Source organism: Candidatus Paceibacterota bacterium, from assembly GCA_035452965.1.
Taxonomy (GTDB): Bacteria; Verrucomicrobiota; Verrucomicrobiia; order Limisphaerales; family UBA8199; genus UBA8199.
In genome coordinates, this window is record DAOTCE010000037.1 from 18,969 (window position 1) to 34,708 (window position 15,740).

Annotated in this window: 13 protein-coding genes and 1 tRNA gene; 8 read left to right on the forward strand and 6 right to left on the reverse strand. The window is 61.9% G+C overall.

What is annotated here, in order from left to right; all coding sequences use genetic code 11:
- Positions 1-55 precede the first annotated feature (55 nt).
- A complete protein-coding gene (locus P5205_19160; protein HSA12484.1) occupies positions 56-736 on the reverse strand; it encodes a TrkA family potassium uptake protein in 681 nt (226 codons plus the stop codon).
- Between the two features lie 34 nt (positions 737-770).
- Positions 771-2,600, reverse strand: coding sequence for a potassium transporter TrkG (locus tag P5205_19165; protein HSA12485.1), 1,830 nt, complete (start codon positions 2,598-2,600; stop codon positions 771-773).
- 311 nt (positions 2,601-2,911) lie between these two features.
- Here P5205_19165 and P5205_19170 point away from each other — a divergent pair, with 311 nt between their 5' ends.
- From P5205_19170 to P5205_19180, 3 genes are read left to right on the forward strand one after another with little or no spacing between them, the layout of a single operon-like run.
- Positions 2,912-5,467 (forward strand): glycosyltransferase, encoded by a 2,556-nt coding sequence (locus P5205_19170; protein ID HSA12486.1) that lies wholly within the window; start codon positions 2,912-2,914, stop codon positions 5,465-5,467.
- 20 nt (positions 5,468-5,487) lie between these two features.
- A complete protein-coding gene (locus tag P5205_19175) occupies positions 5,488-6,282 on the forward strand; it encodes a thymidylate synthase (GenBank protein ID HSA12487.1) in 795 nt (264 codons plus the stop codon).
- 18 nt (positions 6,283-6,300) lie between these two features.
- A complete protein-coding gene (locus P5205_19180) occupies positions 6,301-6,786 on the forward strand; it encodes a dihydrofolate reductase (protein ID HSA12488.1) in 486 nt (161 codons plus the stop codon).
- Position 6,787: 1 nt separating this feature from the next.
- On the opposite strand, the gene P5205_19185 is transcribed toward P5205_19180, so the two are convergent.
- From P5205_19185 to uxaC, 3 genes are read right to left on the reverse strand one after another with little or no spacing between them, the layout of a single operon-like run.
- The gene (locus P5205_19185) at positions 6,788-8,122 is read right to left on the reverse strand and encodes a SpoIID/LytB domain-containing protein (protein HSA12489.1); all 1,335 of its coding nucleotides are present in this window, start codon (positions 8,120-8,122) and stop codon (positions 6,788-6,790) included.
- Between the two features lie 8 nt (positions 8,123-8,130).
- The gene (locus P5205_19190; protein HSA12490.1) at positions 8,131-9,051 is read right to left on the reverse strand and encodes a sugar phosphate isomerase/epimerase family protein; all 921 of its coding nucleotides are present in this window, start codon (positions 9,049-9,051) and stop codon (positions 8,131-8,133) included.
- A 31-nt stretch (positions 9,052-9,082) separates the two neighbouring features.
- Positions 9,083-10,573, reverse strand: a complete 1,491-nt coding sequence (gene uxaC / locus P5205_19195; protein HSA12491.1) for a glucuronate isomerase — start codon at positions 10,571-10,573, stop codon at positions 9,083-9,085.
- Between the two features lie 467 nt (positions 10,574-11,040).
- On the opposite strand from uxaC, the gene P5205_19200 reads away from it, so the two are divergent.
- The 5 genes from P5205_19200 to P5205_19220 all read left to right on the forward strand — a co-directional run bounded on the left by P5205_19200 (position 11,041) and on the right by P5205_19220 (position 14,604).
- A tRNA-Pro gene (locus tag P5205_19200) sits at positions 11,041-11,118 on the forward strand.
- Between the two features lie 64 nt (positions 11,119-11,182).
- Positions 11,183-12,715, forward strand: a complete 1,533-nt coding sequence (locus P5205_19205) for a site-specific integrase (GenBank protein HSA12492.1) — start codon at positions 11,183-11,185, stop codon at positions 12,713-12,715.
- Between the two features lie 5 nt (positions 12,716-12,720).
- Positions 12,721-13,395: a hypothetical protein gene (locus tag P5205_19210; protein HSA12493.1), complete on the forward strand. Its 675-nt coding sequence runs from the start codon at positions 12,721-12,723 to the stop codon at positions 13,393-13,395.
- Between the two features lie 208 nt (positions 13,396-13,603).
- Positions 13,604-13,840: a helix-turn-helix transcriptional regulator gene (locus tag P5205_19215; protein ID HSA12494.1), complete on the forward strand. Its 237-nt coding sequence runs from the start codon at positions 13,604-13,606 to the stop codon at positions 13,838-13,840.
- On the forward strand, positions 13,837-14,604 hold the full coding sequence (locus tag P5205_19220) for a hypothetical protein (GenBank protein HSA12495.1): 768 nt from the start codon (positions 13,837-13,839) through the stop codon (positions 14,602-14,604). Before P5205_19215 ends, P5205_19220 begins: the two co-directional genes overlap by 4 nt.
- Here the strand turns inward: P5205_19220 and P5205_19225 are convergent.
- Complete coding sequence (locus P5205_19225) at positions 14,596-15,519, reverse strand: site-specific DNA-methyltransferase (GenBank protein ID HSA12496.1); 924 nt, start codon at positions 15,517-15,519, stop codon at positions 14,596-14,598. The two genes, P5205_19220 and P5205_19225, sit on opposite strands and share 9 nt — an antisense overlap.
- Between the last annotated feature and the right edge of the window lie 221 nt (positions 15,520-15,740).

The following is a 15,740-nucleotide window of genomic DNA, read 5'->3' on the forward strand; positions in this document are numbered from 1 at the left end:
GCGCAGCCAGGGACCTGGCCGAACTGATCCGCGCGGACGAGCGGCGGAGCCCCGGCTACGAGTTGTCACCGACAAACCGGGCCAGGTCCAGCACGCTGCCCGACAGCGCCAGGATATCATCGGCCTGGATGATGTCCTCGGGCATCGGAACTGCCTTGAACTCCGTAATGGGCTGGGTGCCTTTGGGGCCGGGACCCATTCGCTTGATCGCCAACAGGTTTACGCGAAACCGCTGGCGCAAGTCCAGGTCGCGCAACGCGCGTCCCACCACCTCCGGCGGGGCTTTCACTTCCACGACGCTGAAGCCATCGGCGAGCTCAAAGTAATTTCGGATGTTCGAGATGGTAAGCCGCTGCGCCATCGAGTGCGCCGCCTGCTCCTCCGGATTGAAGACCTCGTCGGCGCCGACAGCCTCCAACACCCTCCGGTGCTCTTCGGTGACGGCGCGAGCGACCACCCGCTTTACGCCAAGCCTCTTGGCGTGCACCACCACCAGGACCTGGGCTTCGAAGTTCTGGCCGATGGCGGCGATGAGCACGTCCGCCTTCGCCAGCCCCTGCGCTTCCAACGCGTCGCGGTGCGTCGCATCCATGCGGACGGCCAGCGCCACTTCATCCTGCACCAGCTTCAGCCGGTCCATATTGCGATCCACGGCGATGACTTCCGCCCCGGCGCGCGCCAGGCCAATGGCAGCGGCGCGGCCGAAGTCGCCCAACCCGATGACGGCACATATCATAAAGGTCCAGTATTAACGTTCGCGCGCGATCCGTCTAGCCCACGACCAGATCTTCCTCCGGGAATTGATAGCGGGGCGGCTGCCGGACGCGAGCGACCGCCAGGAACAACGAAAGCGGGCCCACCCGGCCGATGAACATCAATACACACAAAATCAACCGGCTCCCCGGGCCGAGTTGCGGCGTGATGCCCGTGGACAGCCCGGTCGTGCTGAGGGCGGAGACCACCTCGAACACCTGCGCGCGGAATGGAATTTGGGGATCAGACAAGGACAGGCCGAACACTCCCAGGGCAGTTGCCAGCACGAAAAGCACCGCTACTGCCAGAGCCGTGAGTAATACCCGTTGCGGCACGGTGCGTCCGTAAATCTCAACACGCTCGCGGCCGGTCACGAGGGCGCGCAGCGCCAGGAGCAAAACCGCCAGCGTGACGGTCTTGATGCCGCCACCCGTCGAGATCGGACACGCGCCCACGGTCATCAAAGCCATTATCATCAGCAGCGTAGCAGGATGGAGCTGGTCGGTGGGCACCGTGGTGAAACCGGCCGATCGGCAGGTGACCGATTCAAAGGCCGACATCCAGAACTGGGTGTGAAAAGGGACTCCCGCCAGGGTATTGCCGGCTTCGAGAATCCAGAATCCGGCGAACCCGACCGATAACAAAATGACAGTCATCAGTACTGAGAGCCGTGTCTGGACAGGAATCCGGTAGACCGGCACGCGCTCATTGTAGCGGCGCACCCAGGCAATACTGCGGATCAGCGGCAGCCGCGATACCCGCAGCCCCAGCAAATCAGTAATTACCAGGAATCCAAGCCCACCCAAAAAAATTAGCACCATAAATACGAGCAGCGCTCCGGGCTCCGTCCGCAAGGAGGTCAGGCTGCCGGCTGACAGGGTAAACCCCGCATTGCAGAAGGCACAGACCGAGTGGAACAAGCTCCAGCCAACCCGTGCCAGCCGGTCTTGCTCCGCGGGCAGAGAGGCATACAGGCACGCAGCCCCGGCGACCTCCACCAGTCCCGTCAGCGAAAAAATGGCCCACACTTGTCGCCGCAAGGTCGCGGACGTGCGCGCCCCCACCATTTTGCGGAACGCCAGCATCTGCGGCACCGGCAACGACTCCGCCGAGGTTATCGCCAGGAACGCCACGAACGTCATGATCCCGAGCCCGCCCACTTGAACCAGGGTGAGCAGAATTCCCTGCCCAAAGGGGGTGAAATCGGTGCCTGGGTCACGAACGCTCAAGCCCACCACACAACTCGCGCTGGTCGCGCTGAAGAAGGCGTCCAGCAGGCCGATCGGTTTGTCCGGCCTTGCGCTGACGCGTGGCAAGGACAGGAGCAGCGTGCCCGTCACGATCAACATTCCGAATGAGCCGGCCAGCATCCACTCGGGCCGCAACCCCCGGTACAAAAGGCGCTGCTGCAGGCGCAGGAGTTGCGCCAGGACGTTTGCCACCAAAAAAAGCATCACGCCATGCAGACGGAGGTCCCACAAATCCTCCAAGTGAAAGAAGCGCGCCAACTTGTGCGCCACCGCCGGCGAGATTGCCAACCCGATACCCAGAACGGCAAAAAGCGCGAGCACCCCGTACTCGACCTTGAATTTCTGGACAACCTCCCAGAGATTGCGCCCTCGAGCCAGCAATAGCACACGGTCGGCGAGGTAGACGCCGGCGAGGATCGCCTCAACCAGGTGAAACCGCGCCGTAGCCGCGGCCGAGAATTCATACCCATGCTCCGCCAGTAATGTGCCGAGTGAAAGCAGCCCGGTGCTCCACATCACGAATGGCGGCAGCCCGCACGGTCTTCGGCTCGACTTGCTGAACAACCTGAGCGTGCTCGGGATGTTAATGCTATGCATTTTTCAAGGGCCTGTTGCTTGCAGCACCAATCGAAAGGTCGTGCCCAGCTCGCGCATTAAGCCCTAAATCACGAGCCAGCGCGAGCGTTTCCTTCGTCCGGAATAATATGGGTCAGTCGGGAAGGCGCGCGGCCCTGGCTCGAGCGGCGGTTGCGTCCGCTGGGCACGACGAGGCTGCGCCCCTGCTCGTCTTTGCGGATTCTCCGGCTGCACCGCTGCCAGAATGCCCATATCGGCATTGGCTCGCGGGATTGGTTCAGGTATGCTCGCATGACGATGACTAAAACAGGATCAAGTCCCGTCTAAGGCCCATGGCAGTTGCGGGCTCCTCCACTCCACGCGTAACTGTGGACGGCAAGTTCTTCCGACTTGGCGAGAAGAAGTTCCATGCCAAGGGTGTGGCGTATGGACCGTTCGCGCCGAACGCGGCGGGGCAGCCGTTCGCCTCGCTGGAACAGACCGTTCGGGACTTTGAGCAAATTCGCGAAATGGGGGCCAACCTCATTCGGGTTTACGACGTCCCGGCGAAGGGATTTCTGGATTTGGCCGCCGAGCACGAGCTCAAGGTGCTGATTGGTATTCCCTGGAACCAGCACCTGTGTTTTCTGGACTCGCCCGCCCAGCGGAAGGAAGCGCGTGACGCAGTCCGCCGGGCTGTATCCACTTGCGCACGCCACCCGGCCGTCTTCGCGTTCAGTGTGGCCAACGAGATACCGCCGGACATCGTACGTTGGAGCGGGGCGCGGGCGGTTGCTGATTTCATTGATGACCTGGTCCATGAAGCCAAGCGAGCCGACCCCGGGTGCTTATGCACATTCACCAATTATCCGCCCACTGAATTTCTGCATCCGCAGAGCCTGGATTTCGCCTGCTTCAATATCTACCTGCACCAGCCGGAGCCGCTGGCGAACTATCTCGCGCGCCTGCAGATGCAGGTTGAAGGCAAGCCGCTGCTGCTGGGTGAATTCGGCCTCGACTCGCTGCGCGAAGGGGAGGCGCGCCAGTCTGAACTGCTGGAGCTGCAAATCGAAAGCGCTTTTCGCGGCGGTTTGGCCGGCGCGATCGTCTTCACCTTCACTGATGATTGGTGGCGCGGAGGGCGCCGAGTCGAAGACTGGCAAATGGGTCTAACCAGCCGCGACCGGAAGCCGAAGCCGGCTTTCCGGACAACTCAAAAGATGTTCCACGCGGCGCCATATTTCCCGTTGCCGCGCTATCCAAGGGTGTCCGTGGTGGTGGCCAGTTACAATGGCGAGCGCACGCTCAATGCTTGCCTGAGCTCGCTGGCAAGGCTCAATTACCCGGATTACGAAGTGATCCTGGTGGATGACGGATCGGCGGACGCCACACGGAAAATCGCCACCGCCCATCCCAACGTCCGCTACTTCCACCACGAACAGAACCTCGGGCTATCCGTGGCGCGTAACACGGGCATAGCCGCCGCCACGGGCGAGATTGTGGCGTTTACGGACTCGGACTGCCGGGTGGATGAGGACTGGCTGCACTATTTGGTGGGCGCTTTGCTCCGGAGCGACTTCGTGGGTGTGGGCGGCCCCAATCTCCTGCCGCCGGAAGATTCGCTGGTCGCCGCGGCGGTGATGGCTTCGCCCGGGGGGCCGGCGCACGTGATGCTGACCGACCGCCAGGCGGAGCACATTCCCGGGTGCAACATGGCTTTTTACAAATGGGCCCTGGCGAAAGTCGGCGGGTTTGACCCGACCTTTCGCGCGGCCGGCGACGATGTGGACCTGTGCTGGCGATTGCAGCAGGCAGGGCTCGACATCGGATTCAGCCCGGCGGCGTGTGTTTGGCATTATCGGCGCTCAACCATCGCCGCCTACTTGAAACAGCAACGCGGGTACGGCGAGGCGGAAGCCTTGCTGATTCGCAAGCACCCGGAGTGCTTCAACTCCTTCGGCGGCAGCCTGTGGCGCGGCCGCATCTATGCCTCCTCCCAATTTGGCGACTTGATGCGGCCGCCCATCATCTATCGAGGTCTCTTCGGCAGTGCGGGCTACCAGTTCCTTTATGCCTCCGCCCCGGCTTTCAACCTGATGATATGCACGACACTCGAATACCACGTGCTGGTCACGCTGCCATTGTGGGTGGTTTCGGTGGTCCTCCACCCGCTGCTGCCGCTGGCGATTACAAGCATGCTCATCTCCCTCGGGGTGTGTGTGGCCGCAGGCGCGCAGGCGGTTCCAGCCAGGAACAGGCGCCGCTGGTGGACGCGCCCGCTGGTGGCGCTGCTGTTTCTGTTGCAGCCGCTGGTCCGCGGCTGGGCGCGTCACCGCGGCGGGCTAACGCACCGGCCCGCAACGCTGGCCGCCCAGCCGAGCCTGGATTCGCTGGGATTGCGTTACAGCCCGGCATCTCTGCGCGAACGGCAATACTGGGCCGAACAGCGGATTGACCGGCTGGCTTGGGCGGCTGGAATTCTGCGGCAACTGGATCGGCAGGGCTGGCCGAACAAGCCCGACACCGGTTGGAGCGATTACGATGTGGAGGTGTACGACACGCGCTGGAGCAGGCTGCAGCTGAGCACGGTTGCCGAGGAGCATCCGCAGGGCAAGCAGCTCATCCGCTGCCGCCTCCGCCCGAGGTGGGCTCCGCGGGCCAAAGCCACATTCTGGCTGCTGTGCGGGACTGAACTGCTCCTGTGCGGTTTTGTGGGACCTCGGCTGCCTTGGTTGTGGTGGTTGTTGCTGACGCTGCCATTGTTTGCCTGGTTCCTTCGCTGCCAGCAGCGGAATCTGCGGAGCCTGATCGCCGTCTTTCTGGATGAGCTGGCCAAGGAATGGGGCCTGACGCGAGTTCCGGCACCGGACGCCCATCAATCTCCCGCAGCGCCACCGCGCGGGCCCTGATTGCGCGCGCCGGCATTGCTATGACCCAGTACCTCGAACTGCTGCGCCACGTGCTGGAGCAAGGGAAACTCAGGACCGATCGCACCGGCACCGGCACCTACTCGGTATTCGGAGTCCAGACCCGCTTCCCGCTGGCCGCAGGCTTCCCGATTCTTACCACCAAGAAGCTCCACCTCAGGTCCATTATTTATGAACTGCTCTGGTTTCTCCGCGGTGACACCAACGTCAAGTATCTGCACCAGCATGGTGTAACGATCTGGGACGAGTGGGCGGACAAGAACGGCAGCCTGGGCCGGATTTACGGCGCGCAATGGTGCGACTGGCGCGCTCCCGATGGGCGCTCCATCAACCAGATTGACCAAGCCATCAGCCAGATCCGCACGCGCCCCGACAGCCGCCGAATCGTTGTCAGCGCCTGGAACGTCGGCGAACTTCACCAGATGGCCCTGGCGCCCTGTCACGCGTTGTTTCAATTCTTCGTGCAGGACGGCGAGCTACACTGCCAACTGTACCAACGCAGCGCCGACCTGTTCCTGGGCGTCCCATTCAACATTGCCTCCTACTCCCTCCTGACGATGATGGTTGCCCAGGTCTGTGGTTTGAAGCCTGGCACATTCGTCCATACCTTTGGCGACCTGCACCTTTATTCGAATCACGTGGAGCAGGCCCGGCTGCAACTCACGCGCGAGCCCCGCCCGCTCCCGTGCCTGAAACTCAATCCGGCCGTGAGGAACATCCGCGATTTCCAGTACGCCGACTTCGAGCTGTCCGGTTACAATCCTCACCCGGGCATCAAGGCACCGATCGCGGTCTAGTTCGGCAGCCCGCAAGTTATGCAGCTCAAGGCTATCGCCGCCATGTCGCTCAACCGGGTCATTGGCGCCGGCAACCGCATCCCCTGGCACCTGCCCGAGGACTTCCGGTGGTTCAAGCGGATGACCACCGGACAAGTTATTGTGATGGGGCGCAAGACTTACGAATCCATCGGCAAGCCGCTGCCCAATCGCACCACTCTGGTCCTCACCCGCTCCGCGGCGCCTATCCCGGGCGTGCGCACAATCTCGGACTTGAGCCAACTGGACCCTTCAGATGCCGCCCTCGTCGGCCGGGAAATCTTCATCTGCGGTGGCGCTCAACTCTACCAGCAAGCACTGCCGCTTTGTTCAGACTTGTACCTCACCCTCGTCCAGCGCGTGATCGACGGCGACACCCTGTTCCCTCCCTTCGAGGAACAATTCGTCCTGGCCGAAGAAGTCCTTGTCCGCCCCGACTTCAAGATCCTGCATTATCGCGCCCGAGGTGGCTCCAACCCGCCTTGACCTAATACAACTTCCTCAATTCCGCCCCGCGGAAATAGTGCTTCACAATTGCCTCGGCCTCGAATCCCTTGGCGGCCATGACTGCAGCGCCGATTTGGCAGAAGCCGACGCCATGTCCCCAGCCCGCGCCGTGAAGGGTAAACTTCGCGGGCACACCGCCGGCGGCCTCATCCGTCCGAACGACAAAGGCGCTGCTATATAGATGCGAGGAACTGAGCCAGCGGCGTATCTCCAATTCCTTGCCTACCACAACCGTGCGCCGGGAGCCGACAATCCGCAGCCGCATGATGCGCCCCGACGAGCCGCGCTGCAGCGGCTCAAGCCGCCGAACATCGCCAAAGTCAATGCCCGACCGCTTGCGCAGCAATGCGGCAATTTCCTCCTGGGTATAGGCCACCCTCCAGCGATAGAAGTCTGTGGTTTCCTGGTCGAAGGAAGGGAGCACCTGGCGCAGAATGTCTCCGTCATTGGTGTTGCAATAAGCAACTGGCGAGGAGCGCACCCACTGTTCCGCTGCTTCCTCTGAAGCTATCAGCGGGTGCTCCGCGGCCGCATCGGACACGGACTCGAGATACGGGACTGAGACATCCTCCCACGCGCTGGCGAACTTCTCGCTGCGCCCGCCGCAGGACTTCGAGTACCGCGCGTCGCAAATTCCTCCGTCGTGCACGAGGAATACCCCGCGTGTATCCTGCACCGCCTGCGCTGCCGCCGGCGAGATGATCTTCGTGATGCCGTGATAACGCTGGCAGTGGTCGTCCGCGCAGACATCAAACAGCTGGTGATCCTCCCGATCGTACCAGCGCACAATCTCATCCGCCGTCTCCCGTCCGCGCCGGGCCGGGCCGCCAACATTCTTGAACCGTTTCTGGCGTTCGAGCATGGCCACGAGCCAGCTTCGCGACGTGATCGCGTGGGCGCGCAACAGTTCGAGCGGCGCCGTGGCGCTCATCTCGGACGAAATGACGCTCTTGAGATACTGCTCAACTCCCGCGTCATTGATGGCCGTAATCGTGCCGTCCGCATTCGGCAGCAGCCGCAAGCCGCCTTCGAACGTCTCATCCTCCTTCCGTTCCCAGTGGAAGTTAATGCCGATGGTGACGCCCCGCAGCGTGAAGGTCGCGTTCCCCTCCGGGACCAACCGGATCTCCGGCCCGCGGGCAAGCTCGCGTCCCTCGCTCCCAGTCAACACGAGGCGGCCTTCGCTTGGCCGTACCGCAAACTCGCCACTGATCGCGGTTTTGTCGGGCAAAACAAACCGGCCATTCAGCACGCCGCGCGTCTCAGCCTCGCGTTGATAGATGCCAACCGATAGAAGAGGTTCTTCGTGAATCATACCGCAGCCTATTTCCTGACGCCCGTGGCGAAGTCTTCGACGAACCTGACACACTGCTCGACTTCATGAACCAGTTGCGGCGACAGGTGCTCGTATTCCACCGTCATCACGCCGCGCCACTTCCAGTCATAGAGCTGCTTGAGAATGGCCGAAAAGTTGGCTTGCCCGGTGCCGAGCGGCACGTCCCGGCAATTTCGTTTGCCCGATTCCGCCGCGTCCTTTAAATGCACCGTAATAAGGCGATTCTGATATTTCTTAAGGCTGGCCAATGTGTCCAGGCCTGACCGCACCCAGTGGCCGGTGTCCGGGCAGCCGCCGACCCTTGCGCTTCGCCCCTCGCAGGCCTTGATTACCGTGTCCGGGTTCCAGTACTTCGAGCCTGGGCCTTGCGGGTGATTGTGGACCGCCAGGCTGATCTTGTACTCCCGGCACAATCCATCGAGCGCCTCCAACGCCTCTGGCGGGGGCTCAGCCACGAGCGTCTTAACCTCCATCTCTTTCGCAAAGTCGAAGATCTTGCGGTAGGCGCTCTTGTCTCCCTCGATCGGCGCGTAACAACTGGGCATGCTGATTCCCAGGTCAGCCATTCGCTTCTTCATCTCGCGCCGTTTTCCGGGGGCCAGGCTTTCGCTGGTCTTCAGGCCGGGCTCGTTTTTGCTCAGTGGCAGGAAGAAACACGGTTCCACTCGCCGCACGCCCATTCCGGCGAGGACCTCCAGCGCCTCGTAGAAGCTACGGTCGCGGAATGTGTAAAGACCGCAGCAGAGGTGCCAGCCCAGTTTCTCCGCGTTAGGAGTGCTTAGCTTGGCCTTCTTTGCGGCGGGCCGATCCGCCGCCTGCGACAGGGATGTCATTGCCAATGTCGCGCCGGCTCCGGACACAACAACGTGTCTCAGGAAGTCACGGCGAGTATAGGTGGTTGTTCTCATAATCTTTGCCTCGTCCTATTGGTTCATGCTCCTACAGAGTCCTTTTGCCCTTGCGCCGGGAAGCGACTCTGGCCGTGCTCCCAACGCCCGATAACTTGCGTGCCTTTCCGCCGGCGATATCCGCGGCCAGCGCCAAGTACTGCTGTGCATTCCCATAGCAGATGCCGCGAATCATCTCTCCAAGCAGCTTCTCGTCCTTTGGCAATTCCCCATTCTCCATGTCCCGGCCGATCAGGTTGCACAGCACCCGCCTGAAATACTCATGCCGTGGATAGGACATGAAGGAACGCGAATCCGTCACCATGCCGACAAAGCGGGAGAGCAGGCCCAGGTTGGACAACGCGTTGAGCTGCCACTCCATTCCCTCTTTCTGGTCGAGAAACCACCAGCCTGAGCCCATCTGGACCTTGGCGGCGACTCCGTCGCCCGGAAAATTCCCCAGCATCGCGGCAAAGACGTAATTATCCGCCGGGTTGATATTGTAGAGAATAGTCCTGGGCAGCGACTGCTCGCGGTCCAGCGCGTCTAAATAGGCTGCCAACGCCACACCCTGCGGATAGTCGCCGATGGAATCAAAGCCCGTGTCCGGACCAAGCTGGCTCAACAATCGCGTGTTATTGTTGCGCAGCGGACCCAAATGAAGCTGCATGGTCCACCCCCGCTCTGCGTTCAACCGTCCGAAGAACAGCATCATGAAGGCGGCGAACTGCCCGTGCTCGGCCGGCGACGCCGCCCGGCCGCGGCGCGCTCTGTCAAAAATCGTTGCCGCCGTCTTCTCGGGACGGAAGTCGGTATAACACTGGGACAAGCCGTGGTCCGACAGCCGGCAGCCTTGCGCATGAAAGTAATCGTGCCGTTTCCTCAGGGCGTCCAGGAATTGTCCCCACCCGCGCACATCCATGTCTGCCGCCTGCTCCAACCGCCTGACCCACTCGTTGAACTGCGCCGGCTGGTGCACTCCCAGTGCTTTATCCGGCCGGAACGTTGGCAGCACCCGCGTCGCCAAACCGGAAGCCGCCAGCGCCTTGTGGTGGACCAGGCCATCCGTCGGATCGTCCGTCGTGCACACCGCGGCGACCCTGAATCGCTTAAGAATGCCTCGCGCGCTAAGCCCTGGCGTGGCCAACTGCTCGCCCGCCTTCCTCCAAATCCGCGCCGCGCTCTTCTCGTCGAGCAGCTCGTCTATGCCGAAATAGCGCTTCAGCTCCAGATGCGTCCAATGGTAAAGCGGGTTGCGCAGCGTGCGTGGCACGGTGGCGGCCCAGGCCTGAAACTTCTCAAATGGCTTGGCTGCTCCGGTGCAGTAACGTTCCGCCACGCCGTTCGCGCGCATGGCCCGCCACTTGTAGTGGTCTCCTTCCAGCCAAATCTCGAACAGGTTTCTGAACTGCCGGTTCTCCGCTACGTCCTGCGGCGGCAGGTGGCAATGGTAGTCCAGGATCGGTTCCCCCTCCGCATATTGGTGATAGAGCCGCGCCGCCGTCCGCGTCTGCAGGAGAAAATCTTCGTGAATGAACTTCATAGGCCGGCAAAGTCTTAACCGCGCGCGCGCCGGATATCAAGCCTTGTCGAGGAACAACGGCTTGATGCCCCAACCCTCAGCAAACTGCGAAAATGCTTCACCGATTGGTGAAGGTGGGGCGCTCTCGCCGAGAGCGCCGGGGGACGGCGGTGTGCGGCGAAACCGCCCTACCTTCGCTGAGGCTTGGGGCTTGCTGTGCTCCGCATACAGGTTCTCCGTCACGTCCCGCGATGCGCCAGATCCCGGTGTTGAAGGCCGCGGGACAACGCCGGTGAATGAGCTTGCCCTTTTACCTGAACCGGGCAGAATGAACTTGTGATAGCTGGGAGTGGTTTAGGGTTGCTAACTGCGTTTTCCGGGCAGCGGGAAACTGGCGCGGTTGGCCGCTGCGGCCGTTCGCAGCATCAACAACAGTTTGCAGGCTGGGATTCGTGGTATGCCGCAGACTGGCTCGGGGGACATCGTATCGGAGCGTAGCTCAGCCTGGCTAGAGCACTTGGTTTGGGACCAAGACGTCGCAGGTTCAAATCCTGTCGCTCCGACCACTGTTTTCTTAGGAAAGTGAGATTATTCTTGATCCGCTGACACTTTGCTGACACAATCGGCGGCATGAGTTTGACACTTGCTGTCAGCAGCCAAATCGGGGGCGCGGAAGGCGCCGAATCTACCACCAACAACAATTGCAGCGCGGAAACCGCGGCGGCGGAGGCTTCGCGCACTGGCCCGACTGAGGCTGTTTCGGCACCGGCGCCGGGGCCGAATGACGTGCTGACAGTTCCTGTCAGCGGGAGCTCGGGCGCGGTGGCCACTGCGGTCGCCAACGGGTGCGTGGTTAAGCCGAAGCAGTTCAAGGCCAAGGTGACGGAGCGGCCTGGCGTGGACGGCGCCGGGCCTAACTGGCTGGTCGAGGTCGGGTCGGCGCATCTCAAGGTCTATTGCACGCCGAACGGCGACCGGGAGCTTTACACGATTTCCTACTGGATTGATCGGAAGCGGAAGCGTCTGGTGTTTCCCACATGGGAAAAGGCCATCGAGGAGGCGAAGAAGCTCGGCGGGCAGATGGCTCTCGGCGACATGGGCGTGCCGCAACTGAGCAGCGCAGACTGGGCGGCCTACGCCCGGGCCCGGCAGTTGCTGGACCCGGTCGGCGTGGCCTTGGAGACGGCGGCGGCGGAATATGCGGATGCGGTGCAGAAGCTGGCGGGCCGGGCCTCCCTGAGCGCGGCGGTTGAGTTTTACCTGAAGCGGCACCCCATTGGCACGCAGCCGAAGCGGGTGGCCGAGGTAGTGAAGGAATGCCTGGAGTCGAAGCGGCAGGACCGGCTCAGCGCGCGGTATTTGAAGCAGTTGGAATACGACCTGAACCGCTTCGCGGCGAAGTTCAAGAATTACCTCGGGGACATTTCCGGAGTGACGATCAATGACTGGTTGCGGTCGCTGGACGTGTCGCCCAGGACGCGCAACAACCTGCGCGGCTCGTTTCAGGTGCTTTACAGCTTCGCCAAGGCTAAGCGGTATGTGCCGAAGGACCATGACGAGCTAGACGCGGTTGCGCTGGCGAAGAACCTGGAGGGCGAGATCGGCATCTTCCGGCCGGATGAGTTCCGGGAGGTGCTGGCGGTGGCGAGGCGGGAAATGGTGCCGGCGCTGGTGCTCGGGGCGTTCGCCGGTGTGCGTCACGCCGAGATTCAGCGGCTGGACTGGCAGGACATCCGGATGAAGGCGGGGATCATCGAGATCCGGGCGGCGAAAGCGAAGACGGCCAGCCGGCGGACAATCCCGATCATGCCGAACCTGAAGAAGTGGCTGAAGAAGTATCGCAAGGAGAGCGGGCCGGTTTGCCCGTTCGCCAACCTGACGGAGCAGTTCCTGGATCTGACGGTTGCGGTCAACGAGCGCCGGAGCAAGAAGGACGTCGAGGGCGAGTTCAAATGGCAGCACAACGGGCTGCGGCATTCGTTCATCTCGTACCGAGTGGCGGTGGTGAAGAACGTCGCCCAGGTCGCGCTGGAGGCGGGGAACAGCCCGGCAGTGATCTTCAGCAACTACCGGGAGCTGGTGACGCCGCAGGACGCCAAGGCGTGGTTTGCGATTGTGCCGCCGGCTCGGGGCAAGCGAGCGAAGGGCAAGGGGGCGGCGTAGGGCCAATGAACGCTGCAGGGTTGCCAACGGAAGGGGAGATGCAGGCGCTTAAGCGTGCGCTCAACTCTCTGCTTTGGACGAAGGATGCGCCGGAGGTGCCCGAGGACATGAAAGCGCTGTCGGTCACGGGCGGGCAGTTCGAGACAGCAAGGGTGAACATCCAATGCGTGGCGCATATGGTTGTGGTTTCCGGATTGCTGGCGCGCCGGGGATTCCAGACGGTGACGCGGCGCGGCATGGCGTTCGTCATCGAAAGCAGTCCAGATGGAAACCCGCGGAAAGCCCTACTGAACCAGATCGCCAAGCATTTCTGGTTCACGGTCAAGGGGCATGGCCTGGTGGACTTGAGTTTGCATGGCGAGAAGGAGAGCCCGCTGGTGTATTGCAACAGGACGCCGGGCAACCGGTGGGAGGTGGACTTTGCCGACGATGGGGAGAAGGTTGAGCGGTTCATAAGATCAAAGCGGCAGGGGTGTCTGTATGTGACGCTGGGCAAAAAGGCGGTGAGCCAGGCGGATACAGAGCAGTCATTGGGCGAGTGCTTCGCGCCGGCGAAGAGGGCCGGCATTCAACTCACTTACGGCAAGTTAGTTGATTTCTGCGAGCGGGTGTTGGCGGGAACCCAAGAGCCGCTAGATGGAGGAGCGCAGCCCGAGGTCTGGGAGAAGCTGGCTAGGTAGGTTACTCCAGAGAAGGCGCCGTGCGCGGTGGGCCTGCCCGGCCTGAGGGCTAGAGGGACGCGGCTGGGGCCCGCCGGCGGGGAGGGGCATAAGCACTGTAAGCGCGGCTGGGGGTGTCCGATCGCTGGCTACGTGCATCGCCTCAGGAGGAAGATGGGTATTCTAGTCCGTGGACTGATAATCGTCCTCTGGAGACTATGTTCCGCTGATGCGCAAGCGCTCAGCCGAACTGCAAGAGCTTGGCCGCCGGATTCGGGCGGCGCGCATCGCTTTGGGATTCAGTCAGGAGGAGCTGGCTTACGAGAGCGAAATTGACCGCAGCTACATCGGCGGGGTGGAACGCGGGGAGCGCAACATCACGTTCAATGTGCTGTGCAAGATTGCGGTGGCGCTCAAGTGCGATGTCGCGGCGCTGACGAAAGACCTTCCCCGGAGGCCGCGATGAAGTTTGTCCGGACAGTCGTGGTCTTTGACCGGGGCGGGCTGATGGCCAGCGAGCCGTGGGCGCGCATGCACGAGGCGATTACTGGTGCGGTTCAGAAGATTGTCCACCCGCCGGGAAGCGACCGTTTTGTGATACGGCGCAGGATACCGAAATCAGATGCGCAGGGACGGCCAAGCAAGCAGTGGATGAGAAACGGCGTGGTCCCGATAAAGCGGCAGTTCCTGGCCAACTTGACAGAGGCGGGGTGGCGCGCCGAAATGCCAGTAGGGCTCGGACGCTCAGTGCTGGCCGAGGCAGAACCCACTGCCAAGACCACGCTCAAGGAATTCCCGTCAATGCGAGACTACGGTTTCGATGACGCCCATTGGTGCGAGGTGTTTCGTGAAGGGCTCGGCGACTTTGATTTCTACTCTCAGTCGGCAGATGGATTGCGCTGCGTAGTCGAGTGGGAGACCGGCAACATATCCTCGAGCCACCGATCGATGAATAAACTGTGCTTGGTGATGCTGGCTGGCCTCATCGACATCGGGGTGGTGATCCTGCCGAGCCGCCAGCTTTACCCCCACCTCACAGACCGCATCGGCAACTGGGAGGAGTTGTCGCCATACCTGGCCCTATGGCACCACGTAGGCAATAGTGTTAAGCGAGGCCTATTGGCGGTGACGGTGGTGGAGCACGACGAGCTTACGGATGACGCGGGGGTACCGTTCATTTCGCAGGGCACCGACGGACGTAGCGCCGAGGGCGCGAGCAAGCTACTGTAAAACGAGTGTCTTCTGACGGGTTTGCTCGTTCCCATTCGCCTGAACCTGGTAGCGGTCGGAGCGGTGGCCGTTTTTGTGGCGCAGTTGAAGTGCCGCGCTTTTGAATAGGACGTTCTTCTCAAGGGCCAACTTCTCAAGATATTCCAGGTCTCCAGCGGTGTCGCGCAGGCGTGCTATGGCGTCGGCGCAGTGAAGTTCAACGCCGATCCAACGACGGCCCAAAAGCTGTGCTGCGACGAATGTCGTGCCGGAACCACCAAATGGGTCGAAAACGAAAGAGCCGGGATCGCTGGCCATCGCAAGGACGCGGTCGAGCAGTTTCAAGGAGAGTTCGTTCGCCTTGCGACGCTTATACTTTTGGTGGCGAACGGGAGGGATGTCGTCCCACACGTCAGCGAGATTGACGCCGCGCGGGTTCATCTTGTTCTTGTAGCCGCCGTAGTCGTGTTTTTCGCCGCCACAATGGCGGCAGGTTTCAATTGGCAGGCGGTCTGGGTGGAAGATCGAGGGCTTGGGGCCTTTGACAAAGTAAAGGAGCGAGTAGTGCGACGGGTACAACCGGCCTTGGATGGGCAGCCGATACGTCATGTTGATGGCGACCCAGTGCCGGAATGTGAGGCGGCTGGCCAGGAAGTCCCCGAGCCGGAGGTTCCATTTGGGCAGGTTGTATACGAAAAACGAGCCGCCGGGTTTGAGGAGCCGTATGGCCTCGTTGATCCAGCGCTTGCTCCAGTCGAGGTACTCCTGATCCTCCAGAGCGTCGTTGATTTTCGAGGAGTAGGATTTTCCGAGGTTGAACGGCGGGTCTGCGAAAAGGAGATCTACCGAGCCAGCCGGCAGCGATGGCATTACCGTTAGGCAATCGCCCTCGTAGAGCTGGCCCAAGTCGGTCTGGAATACTGGCTGCAACGGCACGATACAAGGTTAGTTGGTTCGCTGGAGCGCGCAACAGCAAAGGAGTGTGAAAGGGCGAGGTTGACAAGTGGAGCTGAAGCGCGGGACTCTTTGGCATGCAGCAGGCTGAACCAGGTTTACAGGCAGCGCCACGCAAACCGGCGGCGTCACGGCTGGGAAGCGACAGGCGGCCCCGGCTCATAGCCGAGGTGCTTCAGGCGGGATTCACGCACAAGCTATTT